General features: G+C 72.4%; 22 protein-coding genes. All 22 read left to right on the top strand.

Annotated elements, in window-relative coordinates; all coding sequences use genetic code 11:
* The first annotated feature begins 113 nt into the window (after positions 1-113).
* Positions 114-815, top strand: a complete 702-nt coding sequence (locus tag ABZ404_RS35060) for a hypothetical protein (RefSeq protein ID WP_358836533.1) — start codon at positions 114-116, stop codon at positions 813-815.
* Positions 816-1,095: 280 nt separating this feature from the next.
* A complete protein-coding gene (locus ABZ404_RS35055; protein ID WP_358836532.1) occupies positions 1,096-2,310 on the top strand; it encodes a DNA cytosine methyltransferase in 1,215 nt (404 codons plus the stop codon).
* 425 nt (positions 2,311-2,735) lie between these two features.
* Entirely contained in the window at positions 2,736-3,686 is a 951-nt protein-coding gene (locus tag ABZ404_RS35050) for a hypothetical protein (protein ID WP_358836531.1), read from the top strand.
* Positions 3,687-4,040: 354 nt separating this feature from the next.
* Entirely contained in the window at positions 4,041-4,667 is a 627-nt protein-coding gene (locus ABZ404_RS35045; protein ID WP_358836530.1) for a hypothetical protein, read from the top strand.
* 196 nt (positions 4,668-4,863) lie between these two features.
* Positions 4,864-5,262 carry a hypothetical protein gene (locus ABZ404_RS35040; protein WP_358836529.1) on the top strand — a complete coding sequence of 133 codons (399 nt, stop codon included), beginning with the start codon at positions 4,864-4,866 and terminating at the stop codon, positions 5,260-5,262.
* 256 nt (positions 5,263-5,518) lie between these two features.
* Complete coding sequence (locus tag ABZ404_RS35035; protein ID WP_358836528.1) at positions 5,519-6,115, top strand: hypothetical protein; 597 nt, start codon at positions 5,519-5,521, stop codon at positions 6,113-6,115.
* 317 nt (positions 6,116-6,432) lie between these two features.
* A complete protein-coding gene (locus ABZ404_RS35030) occupies positions 6,433-7,518 on the top strand; it encodes a DNA cytosine methyltransferase (protein ID WP_358836527.1) in 1,086 nt (361 codons plus the stop codon).
* A 552-nt stretch (positions 7,519-8,070) separates the two neighbouring features.
* The gene (locus ABZ404_RS35025; RefSeq protein WP_358991298.1) at positions 8,071-8,859 is read left to right on the top strand and encodes a hypothetical protein; all 789 of its coding nucleotides are present in this window, start codon (positions 8,071-8,073) and stop codon (positions 8,857-8,859) included.
* Positions 8,860-9,309: 450 nt separating this feature from the next.
* Positions 9,310-10,257: a hypothetical protein gene (locus ABZ404_RS35020; protein ID WP_358836690.1), complete on the top strand. Its 948-nt coding sequence runs from the start codon at positions 9,310-9,312 to the stop codon at positions 10,255-10,257.
* 252 nt (positions 10,258-10,509) lie between these two features.
* Positions 10,510-10,776 carry a hypothetical protein gene (locus tag ABZ404_RS35015; RefSeq protein ID WP_358836526.1) on the top strand — a complete coding sequence of 89 codons (267 nt, stop codon included), beginning with the start codon at positions 10,510-10,512 and terminating at the stop codon, positions 10,774-10,776.
* Positions 10,777-11,159: 383 nt separating this feature from the next.
* The gene (locus ABZ404_RS35010) at positions 11,160-11,900 is read left to right on the top strand and encodes a hypothetical protein (RefSeq protein WP_358836525.1); all 741 of its coding nucleotides are present in this window, start codon (positions 11,160-11,162) and stop codon (positions 11,898-11,900) included.
* Between the two features lie 77 nt (positions 11,901-11,977).
* Positions 11,978-12,259 (top strand): hypothetical protein, encoded by a 282-nt coding sequence (locus ABZ404_RS35005; RefSeq protein ID WP_358991295.1) that lies wholly within the window; start codon positions 11,978-11,980, stop codon positions 12,257-12,259.
* A 205-nt stretch (positions 12,260-12,464) separates the two neighbouring features.
* Positions 12,465-12,923, top strand: a complete 459-nt coding sequence (locus tag ABZ404_RS35000) for a hypothetical protein (protein ID WP_358836865.1) — start codon at positions 12,465-12,467, stop codon at positions 12,921-12,923.
* A 133-nt stretch (positions 12,924-13,056) separates the two neighbouring features.
* A complete protein-coding gene (locus ABZ404_RS34995) occupies positions 13,057-13,389 on the top strand; it encodes a hypothetical protein (protein WP_358836864.1) in 333 nt (110 codons plus the stop codon).
* Positions 13,390-13,566: 177 nt separating this feature from the next.
* Entirely contained in the window at positions 13,567-14,154 is a 588-nt protein-coding gene (locus ABZ404_RS34990; RefSeq protein WP_358836863.1) for a hypothetical protein, read from the top strand.
* Between the two features lie 203 nt (positions 14,155-14,357).
* Positions 14,358-14,744 carry a hypothetical protein gene (locus ABZ404_RS34985; RefSeq protein WP_358836862.1) on the top strand — a complete coding sequence of 129 codons (387 nt, stop codon included), beginning with the start codon at positions 14,358-14,360 and terminating at the stop codon, positions 14,742-14,744.
* A gap of 226 nt (positions 14,745-14,970) precedes the next feature.
* Positions 14,971-15,333 carry a hypothetical protein gene (locus tag ABZ404_RS34980; RefSeq protein ID WP_358836861.1) on the top strand — a complete coding sequence of 121 codons (363 nt, stop codon included), beginning with the start codon at positions 14,971-14,973 and terminating at the stop codon, positions 15,331-15,333.
* A gap of 336 nt (positions 15,334-15,669) precedes the next feature.
* The gene (locus ABZ404_RS34975; RefSeq protein WP_358836860.1) at positions 15,670-16,017 is read left to right on the top strand and encodes a hypothetical protein; all 348 of its coding nucleotides are present in this window, start codon (positions 15,670-15,672) and stop codon (positions 16,015-16,017) included.
* A gap of 174 nt (positions 16,018-16,191) precedes the next feature.
* Positions 16,192-16,482 carry a hypothetical protein gene (locus ABZ404_RS34970; RefSeq protein ID WP_358836859.1) on the top strand — a complete coding sequence of 97 codons (291 nt, stop codon included), beginning with the start codon at positions 16,192-16,194 and terminating at the stop codon, positions 16,480-16,482.
* A gap of 767 nt (positions 16,483-17,249) precedes the next feature.
* Entirely contained in the window at positions 17,250-17,666 is a 417-nt protein-coding gene (locus tag ABZ404_RS34965) for a hypothetical protein (protein ID WP_358991292.1), read from the top strand.
* A 207-nt stretch (positions 17,667-17,873) separates the two neighbouring features.
* Complete coding sequence (locus ABZ404_RS34960; protein ID WP_358836377.1) at positions 17,874-18,569, top strand: hypothetical protein; 696 nt, start codon at positions 17,874-17,876, stop codon at positions 18,567-18,569.
* Between the two features lie 294 nt (positions 18,570-18,863).
* Entirely contained in the window at positions 18,864-19,454 is a 591-nt protein-coding gene (locus ABZ404_RS34955) for a hypothetical protein (RefSeq protein ID WP_358836378.1), read from the top strand.
* Positions 19,455-19,700 lie beyond the last annotated feature (246 nt).

Here is a 19,700-nt window from a genome sequence, read left to right as displayed (position 1 = left end):
GCGCCAACGCCCGTGGCCCAGTACGTGGTGCTCTTGCCGAGCTAGCCGGCCGTCCGTCCACCGTCCCCCTCGCCCGCGCAGACGCAGGGCTGCCACGAGAAGGGACACCCACCATGACCGCGCCCGACCTCAATGCCGGAGAACTCCCGCACCTGACCACGGACCGCCCCCGCCACCGCTCGGCGACCCACCGGACCACCCGCGAGCTGTTCGGCCACGACGGGAAGTTCTTCACCGTCCCCGGCACATTCCCCGGCGGCCTGCCCGACCACATCGGCTTCACCCCCGCCGTCTACGCCGTACTCCACGCCCCCAACCCTGCGACCGGCGAGGCCGAGTTCATCGTCCGCGACGTCGACGGCCAGCGCCTCACCCTCGGAACCCCCGCCCCCGACCAGACCGCCGCCATCCGCAGTGCCCTGTCCGCACTGGCCGAAGACCGCCACGCCCACGCACAGCGGGTCGAGCACAACCGAGTCCACATCCTCGGCCTGGCCCCGACCCCGCCCGTGCGCATCGGCCACACCGAAGCAGACACCTGCGTCGTACACGTCCGCTGCTCCTGCCCGCAGGTCGAGGGGCTCGCGGCGCACTACGAGCACGTATCCCTGGCAGCAGACGGGTGGCTAGACGAAGCCCCCACCACGCCCTGGAAGTTCTGCCCGACCTCCCCGACCCAGGTCATCACTTACAGCGGCACGGCCCGCCTGACCAGTACCTCTCGCAACGACAAGGGCCAGGCCGTCGTGCAGGTCCAGCACACCGACGGGCGCCACGAGGTCATCGCCCTTGCCCGGGTGAGCGACATGACCTGATCTCCAACCTCATGCCGACAGCCGGCCCACGAGGGTCCCTCGCCTTCGCGGATGCGCACTCAACCGCCCCGCCACCCGAGGTGTGGTGGCGGGGCCTTCCCGTCCCCTCCCCGTTGGCTACAGCCGGGCTGGCACCGGCCGGTTCGTCCGGCAACGGCCCATCCGCGCAGGTGAGCGGCAGGTTGTGGGGCTTGGTATGCAAACGCCGAGTGTGCCGTCACCGCCCGGCCAAACCTGGCCGCGCTCCTCAACTCCCAGCTCTCCGAAGGGAATTGCTGCGATGACGGCCCTGTTCGATGGCCCCACCTCAGTGCACTTCTTCACCGGCGGCTGCGGTGACATGCGTGGCTTCACCGACGCCGGATTCCTGTCCCTGTACGCCGCGAACCACCACCCGGCCAGCGTGGTCACGGCGCGCATCAACTGGCCCGGCCTCTTCGTGAACCCAGCCGACGTACAGGCCATCGACATGCGCTGCGTGCCCTCAGCCCAGGTACTGGTCGCGTCTCCGATCTGCACGGAAGCATCCCCGGCGGGCGGCAAGGCCGCCCCGCGCAAGGCCGTGGAACTGGATGCGAACGGCCGCCCGAAGCCGGGCCCGGACTGGCCGCAAACCCGCATCACCATGTGGGAGCCCGTCCGCTACGCCGAGGTCCACCGACCCCTTGCCTACGTCGGCGAGAACGTCGCCCAGTTCGGCACCTCCCCACTGTTCAAGGCATGGCTGACGGTCTGGGAAGCCCTCGGTTACACCCCGGTCATTGCGTCGGTGAATGCCGCTCACCTCAAGGTCGACGGGATTCCTCCGCTGCCTCAGTCGCGGGACCGAGTGGTGTGGTGCTTCCTGCGCAACGACGTCGCCGAGGCCAACGGACTGCCCGACCTCCGGCCGACCTGCGACGCCATGTGCCCCACCTGCGGCCCCGTCGAAGGCGTCCAGCGCTGGAAGAAGAACCCGGAATTCCCGGTCGGCGAGTACGGTCGCAAGAGGCAGTACACCTACGCCTGCCCCAACGTGCGCTGCGGAGCGCATGTTGAGCCCATCACCCGCGGCATCGGCGAGGTCATCGATCACACCGTGCGCGGCTCCAGGTTCGGTGATGGCTACTACGACCACTTCACCGGCGGCCGCAAGCCCTACGTAGCGGCCACGCGAAACCGGGTCGCCATCGGCCTGGAGAGGTATCGCGGCAAGCCGTTCATCGTCACCCTGCGCAATCACTGCGACGCCAGCTCGCTCGATGACCCGATCGGCACGCTCACCGCCAAGGGCGGCGGCCACCACTACCTCGCGCGCCCCACCGCAGACCTGAGCATCGACGAGTGCGAGTACCGGCCGCTCACGACCCGCGAGAAGGCCAGGGCGCAGGGCTTCCCCGACCACCACATCTTCGCCGGGGAGGAGGACGACCTCCGCCTGCAGGTCGGCAACGCCGTCCCCGTCAACGTCGCAGCCTGGCTCGCCCGGCGCGTCAAGGCCGTCCTGCCCCGCTGATCCACTGCCGGGAAGAAATCCCACGCCACGCCGCCCCCGCGCCTACCCGCCGGGGGCGGCGGCAGTATGCCCGCCGCTCCGTGTCCAACCACCACTGCTCCGGGCCCAGCCCCTGTGCCCCGCTCGCACTGCCGTCCACCGTGGTTGCGGTCCTAACCCCGCCGGACCGCACCTTGTGGTCAGCCGAAACGCCCCGCACCGACCACTCGGTGCCTGACGGCGACCGGCACCCGCCGGGCCGCGCATCTCCGCGCCCCCGATGCGCACACCGCGCAGCCCGGCCTTGCGGCCCCCCGCCTCGCCGGGACCGGCCAGCAACCCCGCCCACGGCCGCAAGCCCCCCATCCCACCCAGCCACCGAGCTGGGTGCCGGGCCGTGGCGCGGCCATCAGCGGTGACCCACACGCGAACGGAGAGAAGGACCCGTGAAGCACACCTGCCAGACGATCGCCACCCGCGTCTGCATCGACGACATCCTCGGCCCGCTCGACTGCACTCTGGACCCGTCCAACCGGTGGAACGGCTGGCTGAGCCCCCATTTCACCCTTGACGCGGCCCGCGAGCTGTCGGCTCAGACGCTGCGCCTTGCCGAAGAGGACGGATACGACTGCGTCGACACCATCCACGTCATCGAAGGGCGCGCGGACAGCCAGGACACCGTCCACCTCATCGAGGGAGGCCCCCGCCGCCACTACGACGAGGAAGACGACACAGAGGAAAACCTCGCCATCGCCGTCCGCATCCCCTGGCGGTCCCTGAGCCGGGGTGCAACCGCCACGATCGCCCCCGCCACCCCGCAGGCCCGCAAGGCGGCCCGCAAGCGCAAGGTCACCGGACGCGGCGCCCCGCGTGCCGTTGTCGTACACATCCGCTGGCAGTACCTGGACGAAGGCAGCGACACAGCCGCCAACATCGTCCACCCCGACGACGAGGGTCTGTACCCTATCGGCGGCTGGGAATGGACCTGGAGCTTCGCATCTTGGTGGTGTGCCTGTGGCGAGGACAGCGTCTGGCACGAGACCCAGTGCCCGTGCGGCCTCACCCGAGACGCCCAGCCGAAAACCCCGCTCGGAACTGCGGGCGTCGAGGTCGGCAAGATCCTCCGCGCCGTGACGCCCCAGGCGACTTCGGCCTTGGTCGACATCACCGGCCTCGCCCGCGTGTGCGCCGTATTCGCCGGAGACAGCGAGATCGACACGGCCGACGACACCGGCCCCTTCGACACCGAGACGCTCGGCTGGGCCGACGAGGTGCTGCGCATGGCCATGGACAACGCCGCCCCCGAGGACATCGCCGCATCCGGCTGGGAGCTCGTCCCCGACGAGAGGTCCGCAGCCCTGTACCGGATCACCTTCCCTACGGCGCTCGCCGACTGATCAGAGTCCCGCTCCGAACAAACTGCCCGGAGCGGGACCGGCCCCCCTGCCGGCCCGCCATCCGGGGTTGCGGGTCTTGGTGCGCCGTTCTCGAACTCCTGACCCCGCGCTAGCGTCAGCTCCGGCTCTGATCAGAACCGGACCGGTGCCCCTGCACCACTCCGAGGCGCAATGCCCGCTCGTTCCCGGCACCCACCCCTGGGGGCCGGGAACGAGCGGGCTTTCGTCGGGGTGCATTCCTTCAACTCCCCAGTATGTGACTGCACTTGCCCCGCTTGCCTGCCGGTCCCTCACCGTACCCGCGCATCCGGAAACCCAGCCGGATGCGCGCCCGTACGAGAGGACACCAACCACATGATGACCCCGCCGCCCGACATGTATCCCGGTTGCACCTGGGCCGACCGGCCCGTGACCGCCACCACCACCTTCGGCATCGGCACAGCCGCGACCGTCGAACCCCGAACAGGGCTGACCACCCGCTACACCGTCCACGCCTATGACCCGCGCACCGAAACCGCGCTCGTCAACCCCGACCAGCGGGAGGACCGCCCGGGCGTGGTGCGCTCCGTTCCACTTGAGGAGCGCACCCGCCGCCCGATGGCGGTCGGCGACCTCGACGAACTGCGTCTCGTCCACCGCAGGACCCGCGACGACATCACCTGGCTGCATACCAACCACTGCCGCCACGCCATCAAGGCGGCGTTCACCGCCGGGGGAGACCGGGGCGTTCCCGGCCATCGCCGGGTGTACCGGATGTGGATGCAGACGACCGAAGAGCGCACCTACCGGTTCATCGTCCGCGCGCCCTCCCAGCAGGCCGCGTACGCCCTGGCCCGCACCTGGTGGCAAGGCTCTCCCACCCCCACCGGATATGCCGGCGGCCGCCTGGAGGATGGCGAGTTCGTCGACCTCCTGAGCTGCGAGGGCGCCCGCGACATGCCAGTTTGGCCCTATGTCGACGCGATCGCTGACCCGGTCTAGCGCTCTCTGCCCCACACCCTGCCCCGCCCCGGCTGTCTGTCTGCTCCACCACGGCCGGGGCAGTCGCCTCCAAGCGCACCACACGCCGACCCGACCAGTGCAGTTGCCCGGCTAACCCACCACGCCACGACGGTCCCCTTGCCGCGGCTGATCGCCGCTTCTCCTCATCCAAGCTCCCGAAAGGGCCCGTCCGTTCATGATCAAGTACACGCTGCGCGCCCGTGACTTCGCAGTCCAGGCCGCGAACCTCACCTCCGAGCCGGACATCACCGGCTCCGCGCAGACCCCGACGGTCGACGATCCACTAAACCCCACCCGCGTCACCGTCTACACCACTACCGGAGCGGCCGCCGCGCTGCGCATCGCCCAGCGCCACCTCAACCTCATCCACGCCAGGCTCGCCTACACCAACCCTGGCTCCGTCCACCGCACGGCCGCCGACACCGTGTACGCCGAAGCCCGTTCCCGCGCCGAGGCCCTCACCCCCGAACAGCGCCGAGACGAGAGCCTCCACGCCATCCATGGCGACGATGACGCCCTGCGGATGGACGCCCTGAACGACGTCATGGAAAAGCTCGGCGAGCTCGACACCTAGGCCCACCCTCCAAGATCCTCGCCCCCGGCACCCTCGTGGCGCCGGGGGCTCGTGCCATGTCCGCCTCGACCCGTAGATCCCGTGAGTGCTCAGGAGGAGCTGCGGTTTATGCAGCGCCGGACTCCTTGCTTGCGGGCCTTGCCGGCCGCTGCCCCAAGGTGCAGTCACCGGCCCCCCGGGAGGAGCGATGGCCATCAGTCTTGCCTCCCTCTGCGCCGTACGTGCCCCCGTGCTCATCGCTTGAGAGGAACCCGCCGTGTCCGCCACCCCGACGTACCACCACAGCCAGTCTCTGCTCTCCACACTCGTCACATCGGGGCTCTGGGCCAGCCTGAAGGCCGCCCTCGCCAACTGCGAGACGAGCCCGCACGATAGTCCCTACAACGAGGGCTTCGACTTCACGGCCTGCCAGCATCCCGGTGACCTCTGCTCCGTCTGCCTGAGCGGCTCAGTCCGCATCGGAGCGCGTGCGGGCGACCTGTCCGTGACGGTGCGTCGGGTCCGCAGTGACCAGTGGATGGCCGCGCTCGGCGCCATCGAGCACGCCTCCGAGCCCACCAAGCGCACCAATGCGGACCCATACTCCCTCGGCCCGCTCGGCGTGCCTGGCTGGCAGAAGGTGAAGTCCTTCGTGCCGAACACCACCTGCGGCCAACTGATCCTGCCCGGCCCGATCGATGTCTCCACCCACTTCAAGAACCACGCCGACCCCGCCTTCGTGCTCGCCACCGTGCGCATCGCTCCCTCCGCGCCTGAACACTGCGTACCTGCTTGGGGTCAGGGAGTGAGGTTCCTTAAAGCCCTCACCAGCGCCCAAGCAGATGCCGATGCCGCGGTGCGCTGCTCGATGTGATGTGTGAGTTAGACGAGCTCTGACCAGCCCCACCACCCCGTCCTGCTCTTTTTCCCTGTCCCCGGCCGCGTCCCTGTGCGTTGGCCGGGGACAGCTTCCTGCGTCCTGCCCCGTCCTGTCGTGCCGCCCGGCGCGCCCGGTTTCGGGGTGCCGTGTCTGTCTCTGGCTTCGCTCTGTCGGGTTTTTGTGAAGCGTGCCGTGTGTGAGGTGTTGGGGTTTGCGTGGCTTGATCGGGTTTCTGTGTTTCTGGTCCTGTTCATGTCACGGGGGCTGGTCGGTTCCTGGTGACGCCGTGACCAGGAATCGGGGTACCCCCCATGATCAAGAAGGATGCTGCCCGCCGGGTGGAGATAGTTGACCTGTTCGGCGGGCCGGGTGGCTGGGATCTGGCCGCGCAGTGGCTGGGTCTGCCGGTGACCGGGATCGAGCACGACCATGCGGCGTGTGAGTCGAGGCGGGCTGCCGGGCTGGACACCGTCGAGGGTGACGTCCGCGCCTACCGGCCCAGCGATTTCCCCACCGCGACCGATCTGATCGGCTCGCCGCCGTGTCAGCCGTACTCGATCGGCGGGAAAGGCGCCGGACGCCGCGCGTTGGACACGGTACTGCACTTCGCGGACCAGCTGGCCGCGCGCCGGGACATCCGGGCGGGGCTTGCCACCCTGGACGACGAGCGCACCGGTCTGGTCCTGGAACCGCTGCGGTGGACGCTTGAGGCCCTGGACGACGGGCGCCCGTACCGGACGGTGATGCTGGAGCAGGTACCCACCGTGCTGCCGGTGTGGGAAGCGATGGCCGCGATCCTGCGCGCCGAGGGCTACACGGTGGTCACGGGCCGGATGAACGCCGAGGAGTACGGCGTCCCGCAGACCCGGGCCCGCGCCGTGCTGGTCGCCCGCCGCCACGGTGAGGGCGAAGCCGCTCTGCCCGCCCCGACCCACCGCCGCTACTCCCGCACCACCGACCAGGCAGGCGGCAACCAGGAGTTGCTGCCGTGGGTGTCGATGGCCCAGGCGCTGGGCTGGGGGATGACGCACCGGCCCGCGCTGACCGTCGCGGTCGGCACGGCGGCCGGGGGCCCGGACCCCTCCTGTGTCGGCGGCTCGGGCAGCCGCGCCACCCTGTACGGGGAGCGGGACGCGGGCCGCTGGATCGCGGACACCCGGCTGGTGGACGCCGATGATCTGCCCGCCTACCGCGGCGGCCGCAAGGACATGATCCGGGTGTCCGTCGCCGACGCGGCCGCGCTCCAGACGTTCCCGCCCGGCCACCCCTTCCGGGGCTCGCGGACCAAGCAGTACGAGCAGATCGGCAACGCGATGCCGCCGCGCCTGGCCGAGGCCGTCATCCGGCGGGCGATGGCCGCCGAACTGGCCGCCCGCACCGGCACCCAGGCAGCCTGACCCGCCCCCTCCCGGCCCCCGGCCCGCGCCCCGCGCGGACCGGGGGCCGCTCCATGCTCCGGGCCGCCCCCGCCCGCCGCGCCTACCTCCCGCCCGGACGGGGCGGTGTGGCGCAGGGCGCCGGGACCGCTCCGCGCCTGGGCTGCCGCGCCCGTCTCCCCGCGCCCTCCCTCCGGTCCCGCCCGGCCGCATGTCCGGCGCGCCGACACCAACTCCCGGCCGCGCATTGCTGTTGCGGGGCTTGCCGTGTGCCGCGTCAGGGTGTGGTCACCGGGCCGAGAGAGCGGTGACCACCCTCCCGCTTCCCCGGCCCGCCGACCGCCCAGCGGTCCCGCCGCGGTCCGGCCGCGGTCGGGCGGTGTTGCGGGGCTTGCCCCGCGCCCCGTCACGGTGCGGTCGCCGGCCGGAGGGAGCGCTGCTCCCTTCCCGTCCCGGGGGTCGCCCCGGCTCCGCGCCGTCACCGGCCCCGTCCCGAGGGGCGCATCCGCCCCGCTTCGCGCCGCCGTCGGCCGCGCGCACCACCTGTTCCCGCGTTCTTTCGAGGAGGCCCGTATGGGCTACGACATGTACATCCACGACCCGATGACCGATGAGGAAGAAGCCGCCCACCGCCGGGCGCGCGAGGCGTTCGACGCGGCGGTGCGCGAACGTGACGGCCTCCCGCAGACCCTGCCCCAGTACCAGGACGCCAAGCGCCGCCTGGACGCCGCGAGGGCACGGATGGACAAGGAGGGCCGTTCCACCGAACTGTCCAGGATGGTCATCGAGGCGGGCGAGGAGATGCGCCACCTGGCGGTGTCCCACCCCGGATACGAGGCCGCCCAGCAGAAGGTCGACGCAGCGTACGAGGCCCTGCAGGCCACCGACGTCTCGTACTTCCGTCTCAACATCCACGGGATGGGCGTCTACCGGACGGTCATGGACGCGCTGGGCATGCTCGTCACCGGATACCCGCAGCCCAGCTTCCCCGAGCTGCCGGACGGTGTGACGTGGGAAGACGTCGATGCAGCCGTGGAGGAGGCGAACCCCGGGGCGGGCGACGGACTCCCGGTCAAGGCGGCGGCCGCCGTATACGTCAAGGAACTCAACGCCCACCTCGCCTGGCATCCGGAACCCGCATCCGGGATCGCCGCGCACAAGCTCGGCTCCAACGACGGATGGCTCGTCACCCCCGCCGAGATCGAGGCGGCGCTGGCGGCCTACCGGACCCACAGCGCACCCCAGGTGATGACGCTCCTGGGGGCCGCACTCGGTGACGAGGGCGACAGCCACAGCTACTGGATCGAGTGGATCACCTACCTGGAGCGCGCCCGGGTACGCGGCGGCTTCAAGGTGCACTGACCTCCCGCCGCCGCCCTGCGGCTCCTGGCCCCCGCCGCCCACGTGGCGCCGGGGGCCGCTGCCGTGCCGCACGCGCCTTCCGCCGCCCGCGGCCCGCCGAGCGCGCCCGCCCGGCCGGGCCGCCGCTCTGTGTCCCGTGCCGCCACCACCCTCCTCCGCGCGCTGAGGCGCCGCCGCGCGCCGCCTCACGGGAAGGGGGCTGCCGGGCCGGGGGAGCGGTGACCACACCAACCCGTCTCCCCGGCCGCGCCGCGCCGGGCGGCACCCGCCAGCCTGCCCGTGCGCCGGCTGCTTGCGGTGCTAGCTCGGCGCCGCAGCAGGGTCGCTCTCGCCAGCGCCGCCCGCAGTCGCGGCATCCCCAAGGCCATTGACCTGCGGATACCGGCTGCCCCGCGGCCATCTGCTGCGCGCCGTGCCGCCGCGCACCGCGCCATCACCGAGGAGAAGTCCATGAGTCACTTCAGCCTGCTTGTCGCGCTTCCTCCCACCAGCCCCGACAAGGTGGAAGCCGCCCTGGAGGACGTGCTCGCGCCGTTCGACGAGAACACCGAGGTCGCCCCCTACCGCGACTACGAGACCGGGAACGCCGAGAACTACTGGGTCGTCGCAGCCTGCCGGGAGGACGGCCAACTGCCTGCTGAAGGCCCGCTGACCTGGGAACAGGTCGCCGAGGCGGTCAACGCCCGCTACAAGCACGACAAGGACAGCAGCGCCTACCTGCACGTCGATGACGACGGCCGCGCCTACGAGGTCAGCACCTACAACCCGAATTCCAAATGGGACTGGTGGCAGATCGGCGGCCGCTGGACCGGCTACTTCATCCCCCAGGCCGACGCCGCCGACGATCCGCGTCTGCTGGTCGGCTCGCCGGGTGTATTCGGTGACCCCTGCCCGGCCGGGCGGGTGGACGGAGGCCCCCGCGAGCTCCTCGACCTTGCTGCGATGCGCGCCGAAGCGCGACGTGCGGCGGGCGAGCGGTACGACCAGTGGCAGCGCCTGGTTGCCGGACTTCCCGAGGCCGACGGCTGGTCGAGGTTCCTCAGCCGCCACCAGGCCGATCCGGACACCTACACGATCGGGCAGGCCCGCCAGGAGTACGGCGCACAGCCCCAGGTCAAGGCCGCCCGGCAGTCCCGCGACTTCATGTGGCTCGACTGCCCCATCGACACCTTCGCACCGGGACGCGACGCCTACATGCAGCAGGGAGCCGACCATGCCGTTCCCGGCTACGCCTACCTGGGCCTCGACGGCGTGTGGCACGCACCCGGAAGGATGGGGATGTTCGGCATGAGCACCGACACCCCCCAGGACCAGGCCGAATACGCCCGCCGCATGAACGAGCACCTGGACACGCTCCCGCCCGACACGCTGCTCGTCGCGGTCGACTGCCACATCTGACCGCCACCCTTCCGGCCCCCGGCCCGCGCCCCGCGGGACCGGGGGCCGTCGCCGTACCGCCGCCACGCCTCGCCCGCCTCTTTCCGGTCCGCCGACCTCCCTGCCAACGCCCAGCCCGTTGCTGTTGCTGAGCTTGGGCCGTTCACCGGCACTGTGCGGTCACCGGGCCGGGGGAGAGGTGACCACCCTCCCACTCCCTCGGGCCCGCTCCATCCGCACGCCGTCGCGCACGGCACGCTCGAAGGGACACTCATGCCCCGCCTGACCCGCACGCAGAACACGCAGCTCGACCGCGTGGAGCACTTCCTGAACCTGGCCCTTGCCGAGCTCACCAATGACCGGACCGTCGTCGCGATGAAGTCTGCCGGAGCCGCGACCGTGGAGTTCTACAACGAGCGCAGTGGCCAGTGGATCGCGCCCATCCGTCCGGCATCGCTCGCCTACCTCGATCACGCGATGCGCGCTGTCGAGTCGATGCGCCGCGACGCGGCGCCCAAGAAGACCGAGCCGCAGCCCTGATTCTCGAGCACAGCCCGCGCCTGCGGTTCGTGGCCCCCGTCGTCCTCGTGGCGCCGGGGGCCCTTCCACGCCCGCGCCCGGCCGTGCCGACCGCCGCACGGTCCGTCCGTGACGTGGTGTTGCGGGGCTTGCCGCGCGCCGGGTCATGGTGCGGTCACCGGGCCGGGGGAGTGGTTATCACCCTCCCGCTTCCCCGGCCCGCTCCACCCCCCGCTCCGCCGACCGCCCGCCGACAACCCGGTGACGGTCTGGCGATGTTGCGGGGCTTCCCCCGCACCCCGTCACGGTGCGGTCCGCCGGCCACAGGGCGGTGACCACCACCCCGCCCCTCGCCCGGCTGCCAACCCGACTGCGCACACCGCGCGTTCGAAGGAGAACCCCGCATGTCCATAGCCACCCCCGCCCCCGCCCCCACGACCACGGCCCGCGAGGCCACACCCCCCAAGGCCAGGGCGCCGCGCAGGGAGCCCCGCTACCCCCACATCCCCGCCCTGGCGGGCAACGCCAACGTCCGCGCGCTTCTCGGCCAGGGCCTCCACCCCGCCAGCGGGCAGCCCCTCGCCGACGCCCCCGGCGCGAACTGCGGGAACTGCCAGCTCGCCTACCGCATCCAGCTCCCCGACCGTGACGGCACGGGCGCCAGCGAGCGGCTGAAGTGCTCCAAGGCTCCGATCAGCCGCCGGGGCCGCCAGGGCATCGACCTGCGCCCCGCCACCAGCGACCAGCCCGCCACCCCCGCCTGCACACTGCACTGCGCGTTCACCGACTGGCCGTACGACCCCGACGGGCGCTACGACACCGGCGCCGGTCAGATCGGCACAGGCCGCGACCACGCCGACGACTGGGGCATCTACGCCGTGTACCGGATCTTCGGCATCGACCTGGAGCACCGGCGCGCCTGGGTCGAGCTCGAAGCCGAGATGGTCCCCTACGCCGCCGCCCCCACCGGCTACGTCGCCCGGCCGCCGCAGTACTCCCGCCCCGACCAGCCGCACCTGTACCGGTTCTGGACCGACCTGGCCCGCCTGCACACCGCCCAGCTCACCCACCCCGCCGACACGGGCCAGTGCACGCACGAACTCGTCCGGGGTGGCCGCGTCCTGACCGTCCCGACCGGCCACTGACCACCCCGCCCCCCTGCCGTGCCGGGGCCCCGCCGGGCCCCGGCCCCGCCCTCTCTCCTCCCGCACCAGGACGCCACATGCCTTCGCTTCACCCCGACTTCTTGCGCCTCGTCGCCCTGCTCGCCGACCACGACGAGACCAACGGCAACCTCCCGGCCGAGGACGGGACTGTCGCCGGATACGACAGCTTCGCCCTTCTGGGCGCAGCGGCCCACCGCGCCCAGCTGATGGCCGAGGGGTTCGGCACCCTGCGCAAGACCCTCAGCGCCCAGCAGCTCGACGAGTTGCAGCAGCTCCTCGCCTCGATGTGGAAGGACGGGTTTGCCGTCGGCGCCCGCTCCCAGCAGCCAGCCGCCTGAACCGCGCCCGCCCCGACCACCGCCGCCCGGCCCGCCCCCGCAACCCCTGGGGACGGGCCGTCGGCGTGCCCGCCAGGCCCCGGCACCCGCGCGTGGCCGGACAGCCTGCCCCGGCCGCCCCTTGCACGGCTAGTCGGCCGCCACTTCACCGTGCGCACACCCGTCACGGGCCACCGGCCCGACCCGAAGCGACAGGAACCACATCGTGCACAAGAACCCCGCCCCAGACACCCCGCTCGCCGACCTGCGCAGCGCCTTCGCCACCGAGATCGCCGCCCTCGCCCGCAAGCACAAGAACGCCGGCCAGGCCCAGACCGTCACGAACACCGGCCACACCGTCCTGTTCACCGGCATGTGGGGCGACCACGTCGGCGCCATCGACATCACCGCCCCGGACGGCCACCGAGTCCGCCGCGCCGACGGCTGGAAGATCGGCAAGACCGAGGACGTCGCCGCGTTCCTGTGGGACGTGATGGAGCAGGACAGGACCAGGGCGGCCGAGCGTGAGCGCCTCGCGGGCCTCAAGTCCGTGAGCATCACCTCCGCCGACGCCGCCGGTCACGCGCCAGGCCGAACGACCAGCCGGTATCACCTCACGCCCGATCAACTCGCCCAGGTCCTCGCGCTGGCCGAGCGCCTGGCCGCCGCGAACGCGGCCAGGTGAAAGCGGAACGTGCCGCGCGACGCCTTGACCGCGGCCGCCCGCCGCGGCTTGCGGGGCTTGCCGGCCGCCGCGCCACGATGCGCGTGCGTTGCGTGCACCATCCGACCCGCCAAGGAGCAGGAGGCCACCCGACATGACCGTGACCCGATGGTGTGTCAGCACCCACAGCGGCAGGACCATGACCACCCTGTGGCCCGACCGTTCGTACGCCCCGGTCAACGTCTACGACAACGGCTGGCTCGTCCGGGTCAAGGCCCGCGTCCGTACCGGACACTGCCGGGCCTGCCTCGGCGTCGGCTGCGGGAAGCCCGAGGTCAAACCGTCCTACGACGGCCCCTGCTCGCGCGTCCCGCAGGAGCTGATCACACGCGGCCGCATGCTCATGCCCGGCTGGCAGGCAGACCCCGCCGAACCCGTCGGCGTCCCAGCCGCGTACGCCCCCGCGCCGCAGCCCACCAGCGTCTGAGGCTCTGCTCCGCGCAGCCCCGACCCGCCCCCGGGTCGGGGCTGCGTCATGCCCGCCGTCCGTGCCGGTTGCCGTGCTTGGCCCGCGCCGGGCCACCGTGCCGTCACCGCGCGCCGGGCCCGCCCCTCTGGGCCGCCCCTGGCCGCACCCCACGTCACCAAGCGGAGAGAGCCCTTCATGGGATACATCACCTACGGCCACACCGAGCTGGACACCTACCTGCGCACCCACAACATGAGCCGGGCCGGAACCCTGTGCAACCTGAAGGACATGCACACCCACGTGCTCGAACTCGCCCCCCTGTGGTGGGAGCACACCGGCGCCACCCTGGGCGCCCTCCGCTTCACCGGCGGGTTCATGGGCAACGCCCTGTCCGACCTCTTCGACGACGACGACCTGTTCACCAGCTGCGCCGTCTCCGGCATCGACCACCTGCGTGCCGGCCTCGTCCCCGACCGGGCCCGCCGCACCCTCTACGGAGACGACCACGCCGACCGGCTGCTCCTCAACTTCCAGTTCGACACGTTCCACATCGCCGACGCCGACGACTCCTGCCGGTTCTTCGACGGCTCCCGCCGCCCCGTCGCGGCCGACACCACCGTGGCCATGCTGCACATCAACGACAGCCCCTCGTGGGTCCATCCCAGCGGCTTCGGTCCGGGTAACCTGCCCGGCGCCGAGACGCGCATCACCACCGTGCTCACCGCGCTCGACCAGAAGACCGCGGTCCTGAACGGATGGCGCGCGGCCATCGACGCCCGATAACCCCGTCCCCGAAAGGCTCCTGGCCTCCGGGCTCCGCGGCCAGCGCGGCGCCCGGGGGCTCACCCATGCCCACACCCGGCCGCGCGGAGCAGACAGCCCCCATCCTCGCGCTCCCGGCCCGCACTGGTTGCCGCGCTTGCCCGGCCCCGGGCCACCGTGCACCCCGCCGCCCCGCCCCCTTCACACTCCCGGAGCCGACCACCATGAACACCACCCCGACCCCCGCCGCCGTCGAGCAACTCCCCGGCGCGGCCGAGACCACGATCGACCTCACCGGCGTCACCGCGTACACGGCGGGCATCGTGCGCCTTGCCGAGGCGAAGGGCCTGCGCCCCACCTGGGGCCAGCCGCACGGCCGCACCCGCCGCATCATCCTTGACGCGGTCGGCCCGCACGGCGCGTTCGGCTCCATCGTCATCGGCCGTACCAGCGGCAAGGTCCTGCGCGCCGAGGTCATCCACGGCAACGACGCCAAGGTGCCCCGCCGTGCCACGGGCACCAACGCCGTGCGGGCCCTGCTCATGGACGTGACCCCGTCTGCCTGCCGCCAGGGTTGCAACGCCCAGTCCTCGACGGCGTGCCGCCCCTGACTCACCGGCGGACACTGCCCGCCCTGCCCCGGCCCGTCCTCGTACCTCGTGGGGGCGGGCCGTCGGCATGCCCGCGCCCGGTCTGCGGCCCGGTGCCCCGTCCTGGCCGCGCCCGGCGCGCTGGTTGCGCCGCTTGCCGGCCGCCGCTGCACGGTGCGTCCGCCAACCACGGGCCGCACCGGCCCGACCCCGCCGGACACGGCGTACTGACGAAGGAGTCCACCTCATGAACTGGGCCGATCTGCTGGAAGCTCTGCTGGTCGCGGGTTTCGTTCTGCCCCTGCTGCTCGCGGTCTTCCGCCTGATCCCCTTCACCGCCTGCCTGCTGATCCAGACCACGGCGTTCACCGTGATGTCGGTCTGGTCCTTCCTGCGCGGCAACGCCGAGGACACCGTCTGGTACGCCTCCCTGCCGGTCTTCTTCCTGCTGCTGCTCCGCCGCGACCACCGCCGCAGCAAGGCCCGCCACCGCGACCAGGACCGCGCCAACGCCACGGACGGCGCCTCCGGCCCGGACCGGACGGCCAGCAAGGACCGTGACGGCACCACCGATCAGGTCCACGTCATCACCACCGTGAAGAAGTCCTGACCCCTGCTCTCCTGGTCCGCCCAGCAGTTCTCGGCCCCGGTTCCGCGTGTGCGGTGCCGGGGCCGTCCCGTGCCCGCAACCACGAGCACGAGCCGCCGACCGCCGCCGCTCCCGCACCCCGGACGACGGCTGCGCCCCAGCCCGCGTGCGAAAAGGGGTTGTGGGGCTAACCCGTCCGCAGATCAGAGTCGGCGCAGCCGGAACGCCCGCCACGAACCCCCTCTCGTGCGCCGTGAGCGACCGGCTTCGGCCGGGCCACGCCAGGGACGCGCGGCTCCCCTCCCGTCCCGCGCGGCCCGGCCCCCACCCGTCGACCACCAGATCAGGAGCGCGATCGTGACCACGCCCCGCCCGCACACCCACACCGTCACTGCCCCTACCGGGGACGAGCCCGGCCCCGACCTGGCGCCTGCCGACTTCTTCGTGCCCGGCGCCCGCTACGTCGACGGCGACGGCTACAAGGCCCCCGAGCAGACCCACACCTTCCAGTGCGAGCACATCGCCCTCCACCCCCGCCCCGGCGCCGGCCCGCGCGCCTTCGGCTTCATGCGCAGCAACGCCCCCGACTCCAAGTGGTTCTCCGCCGCCCTGACCGAGGACGACTTCGACGAGTGGACCCGTATCCCCGAGGACCTCGTCAATCCGACCGGCGACGCTGCACCGGCGGCTCCCGCCACGTCCTGACCCGCGAGCCATCCCCGTGCACTGCCCGCCCCGCCCCGACCGCACCGCGGCCGGGGCGGGGCCATGTTGCGGGGCTTGCCCGGCCCCGCTCCACAGTGCGGCCCAGGCACCCGGCGACCGCCCGGTGCACGGCCAGCACGGCTCACCCCTGCTGTCTCTTCGAGGAGTTCCCCTTTGTTCGACGTCCTGCTCTCGATCATCACCGCCCTCCAGGTGGCATCCGCCCTGGCGGCCCTGTTCACGGTCTTCAAGCCCGGCATCTCCGAGCGGACCCGGAAGACGGCGTACACCGTCATGACCGCCATGACACTGCTCTCCGCCGTCGCCCACCTGATGAGCGGCCACATGTTCTACGGAACGCTGCTCGCCGTCGTCACCGCCCTGCTCCTGATCACCTGGAGTCAGGCGCCCCGGGTCCTGGTCCGCTGGGTCCGGGCACGTAAGGACGAGAGGTCCACGAAGTAGCGGGGCCAGTCCCCGCCTCACCCCTGGCCCCGGCCCGCCCTCGCAGCGGGCCGGGGCCGCCCCTTGCCCGCCGCACGCTGCCGGAACGCCCCGCCCGCGTCCTCTTGCCCGCCTTGCCGGCCGCCGCCGCACGGTACGGGCCACCAACGACCGCCGACGGCCCGGCGCCGTCCAACGGGCAGGAGCTGAACCCATGACCACCACCGCCGCCACCACCACCGCGACGACCGCGGCCGCGAGCGTGATGACCGCCGACAAGGCCCTGGCCCTCGCCGACCCCTTCACCCCCTTCGGCTTCGCCCCCGACCGGTAGGCGGAGATCTGCTTCTACCGCTGCCGGGACTGCGGAGCCCGTGGACCGGTCGGCCGGGCCCTGCTCGGCGGGGACTTCAACGACCTGCCCCCGGCGGAACAGGCCGCGCACACCTGGCCCACCGACCACTTCAACACGGCGGGACACGAGTACTCCGACCGCATCACGCTCTCCCGCGCCCCCGCCCGCACCACCACCATGCGCCGCATCAGCAAGACGCCCCAGTCCGGCGCCCGCGCCTGACCCACAGCGCGGCCCCGCGCACCGGCCGCGGCCGAACAGCCCGCCCCGCACCAGGGGCGGGCTGTGCGGCGCGGCATGATCCCGCCTCGCGCCGCAGCGCCGCCCGGCCGCCCTCGCCCCGCTTGGCCTCCCGCGCTCCACGGTGCGGCCACCCCGGACCGGAGCGACCGGTCACCAGGGCTCGCCAACCACTCAGCACAAGGAGGCGTCCGTGCTGTTCGCCGAACCCGCCCACCCCTACGACGACCCCGACCAGCCCCCTCAGTGGGCATGGCGTTACGGGTACTTCGAACTCCTCTACACCCCCGGCATCAAGACCCTGTCCCTGTCCCGGGGCCCCAAGTACTCGATCCGCGGCCCGAAGCACTCCTGCCGCCGCTGCCACGGCAGCGGCTACCTCCCCAGGCACATCACCCCCGACCGGGCCGCCGACACGGCCACCCCCTGCCCGACGTGCCCCGCCTACCGCGTCCTGTTCGAGGACCTGCCCCTGTGGCCGGTTCACTTCCTCGACCAGCTGCGCCGCCGGATCGGCGCGCGGCGCCGCACCACCGACCATCCGCCCCTGACCTCCGACAAGGCGGGGCCCGGCTGGGCCGGAGGCTACAGCGACGAACCACCGTTCTGACCCCGGCGGCGCCCGCCCGCTCCGGTCATGAGCCGGTTCCGGCCCCGCACGCACCGCGCGTGCGGGGCCGACCGCGTCGATGAGCGCCGCTGCCGCGTGCGGCTCCGCCCTCCGGCCGGCTGCTTGCGGCGCTAGCCCGACGTCCGGCCAGCGTCCCGCCTCGTCACGGGGCGGTCAGCCCCGGCAGCAGCGTCGGAGGGACGAACGATGACCACCGCCACGGCCCAGCCCCCGCGGACCCGCATCACCAACGAGAAGCACGCGCCCGGCAACCGGGCGATGAAGAAGATCTGGGTGCTGGAGAACCTGATCTTCCATCCCCGCACTGGCGAGGAGGAGCGCGCGGCCGCCGAGCGCATGCTGGACCGCGCCATCGCCGCCGCCCAGGAGAAGGGCCAGCTCACCAAGGAGGGCAGCAGTGATGGTGTCTGGCACGGCTACCGCCTCCCCGACATCCGTTACGGCGCCCGGTATGAAGAGGTCAAGCACCTGTCCACTACGGAGATCGCCAAGCGCATCCGCGCGGACATCAAACTCGCACGCAAGGTCGCGGCGAAGTTGGGCACCGCGACCGGTGCCGAGGTCGCCGTGACCGACTCGCTCACCGCGCTCGCCACCATGCCCAAGCAGATCAAGATCTCCGTCCGCACGGACTACTTCTCCGGCGGCAGCGCGATCCGTGTGAACGTCTACAACCTCCCCGAAAAGGGCTGGGGGTACGTCCAGGAGACGGACATGTGGGGAAAGCCGCAGTGGGTACCGGGCCGGGAGCTGAGCGCGATCCTGGCGGCCCTGAAGGAGATCCACGGCGCCTACAACTTCGACGGCTCGGACTCGAGGGTCGACTACTTCCACGTCAACTACTACGGCCAGGTCGAAGTCGACTGGCGCGAGCGCCCCTGATCCAGCAGCTTCTGGCCCCGGCCCGCACGTGCCCGGCCACCTGACCGGCGCTGCGGCCCACCTACCAGCCCGCCCTCCGGCATACCCGGGAGGCGGGCTGTCCACGTCACCCCTGCGGCGTCGCTGCTCCCGACGCCGGAGGTTGCCCGGCTTGGTTGCCGCCAGGCCAGTGTGCGGGCATCGAGAACGCGGCTCCCACCCCCGGCCCCGGCCGGGGGTGGTCGAGGCCCACCGGCGACAGCCCGGCCGGATGCGCTCTCGCACTCTTCCCGCCACCCCTGCACAGGAGTTGCCATGCCCGCGCCCGCTCACCCGACGGCCGCCGCCCCGCACACCGCCCCGGCAGCGCCCGTTCGTCCGGCCCCCTCCGACGGCCCCCGCATCGCGGCCGCCGACTTCTTCACCCTCGCCCGCACCGGCCGGGCGCAGACCACGCTGCCGCCCTTCCGCGACGGCGACAGCCTCAGCTGCCCGCTGGGCAACGAGTGGCTGCGCCACGACGGCCGGTGGATCGTCCCCGGCCGGCCGGGCGGCCTGACCCTGGACGACCGGACCGTCACCGGCTGGTGGCACACCCGGCACCGGCCGGGCAGCCGGTTCGCCCTGGTCCACCGGCTCACCCCCACCGAGACGAACCTGATCACCGGCGACTGCTACACCAGCCGCAGCCGCCTGCTGAGCCTGCGTGACGGCGCGTTCACGTACACCGAGCCGGTCTCCGGCCCGTGGCTGCGCGAGCTGGCCCGGCAGATCACCCGCACCCGCACCGTGAGCGTCCACCTGGAGCTGCCCACCGGCATCGTCACGCTCCACTCCCCGGCCGGTGACGTCTTCTTCCACCCCGCCGCCCCAGCCACCCCGGCAGCCCCGGCGCTCTGCGCCTGACCACCGAGGCGGTCTCCTCACCGATCGACAGCACTGCGCACCGTCGGCGTCCCCTCTCCCGGACCACACCCGGGGAAGGGGCCGCCGCGGTGCGCAGTGCTGTCGGCCGGACGCGGCGGGCGACGGCGCCCCGCGCGGCAGTTGCGGGGGTTGCTCACCGGGCCCGCACGCTCACCAGCACCTACCCGTGCCCGTGCCGAGAGGAACTGTCATGTCCATTGCCCGTACCGTTGTCGACCGTGCGGT

Source organism: Streptomyces sp. NPDC005878 (genome assembly GCF_040629815.1).
Lineage (GTDB): Bacteria > Actinomycetota > Actinomycetes > Streptomycetales > Streptomycetaceae > Streptomyces.
Note: the sequence above shows the minus strand (reverse complement) of the source record. Positions and strands in the feature narration are given on the sequence as shown.

What these genes read in the sequence shown, in the direction of transcription:
- ABZ404_RS34960 (WP_358836377.1), top strand. Translation starts at nt 17,874, where the DNA reads ATGACCACCGCCACGGCCCAGCCCCCGCGGACCCGCATCACCAACGAG.
- ABZ404_RS34990 (WP_358836863.1), top strand. Translation starts at nt 13,567, where the DNA reads ATGGGATACATCACCTACGGCCACACCGAGCTGGACACCTACCTGCGC.
- ABZ404_RS34980 (WP_358836861.1), top strand. Translation starts at nt 14,971, where the DNA reads ATGAACTGGGCCGATCTGCTGGAAGCTCTGCTGGTCGCGGGTTTCGTT.
- ABZ404_RS35060 (WP_358836533.1), top strand. Translation starts at nt 114, where the DNA reads ATGACCGCGCCCGACCTCAATGCCGGAGAACTCCCGCACCTGACCACG.
- ABZ404_RS34955 (WP_358836378.1), top strand. Translation starts at nt 18,864, where the DNA reads ATGCCCGCGCCCGCTCACCCGACGGCCGCCGCCCCGCACACCGCCCCG.
- ABZ404_RS35040 (WP_358836529.1), top strand. Translation starts at nt 4,864, where the DNA reads ATGATCAAGTACACGCTGCGCGCCCGTGACTTCGCAGTCCAGGCCGCG.
- ABZ404_RS35010 (WP_358836525.1), top strand. Translation starts at nt 11,160, where the DNA reads ATGTCCATAGCCACCCCCGCCCCCGCCCCCACGACCACGGCCCGCGAG.
- ABZ404_RS34985 (WP_358836862.1), top strand. Translation starts at nt 14,358, where the DNA reads ATGAACACCACCCCGACCCCCGCCGCCGTCGAGCAACTCCCCGGCGCG.
- ABZ404_RS35005 (WP_358991295.1), top strand. Translation starts at nt 11,978, where the DNA reads ATGCCTTCGCTTCACCCCGACTTCTTGCGCCTCGTCGCCCTGCTCGCC.
- ABZ404_RS35030 (WP_358836527.1), top strand. Translation starts at nt 6,433, where the DNA reads ATGATCAAGAAGGATGCTGCCCGCCGGGTGGAGATAGTTGACCTGTTC.
- ABZ404_RS35055 (WP_358836532.1), top strand. Translation starts at nt 1,096, where the DNA reads ATGACGGCCCTGTTCGATGGCCCCACCTCAGTGCACTTCTTCACCGGC.
- ABZ404_RS35025 (WP_358991298.1), top strand. Translation starts at nt 8,071, where the DNA reads ATGGGCTACGACATGTACATCCACGACCCGATGACCGATGAGGAAGAA.
- ABZ404_RS35020 (WP_358836690.1), top strand. Translation starts at nt 9,310, where the DNA reads ATGAGTCACTTCAGCCTGCTTGTCGCGCTTCCTCCCACCAGCCCCGAC.
- ABZ404_RS35015 (WP_358836526.1), top strand. Translation starts at nt 10,510, where the DNA reads ATGCCCCGCCTGACCCGCACGCAGAACACGCAGCTCGACCGCGTGGAG.
- ABZ404_RS34995 (WP_358836864.1), top strand. Translation starts at nt 13,057, where the DNA reads ATGACCGTGACCCGATGGTGTGTCAGCACCCACAGCGGCAGGACCATG.
- ABZ404_RS35045 (WP_358836530.1), top strand. Translation starts at nt 4,041, where the DNA reads ATGATGACCCCGCCGCCCGACATGTATCCCGGTTGCACCTGGGCCGAC.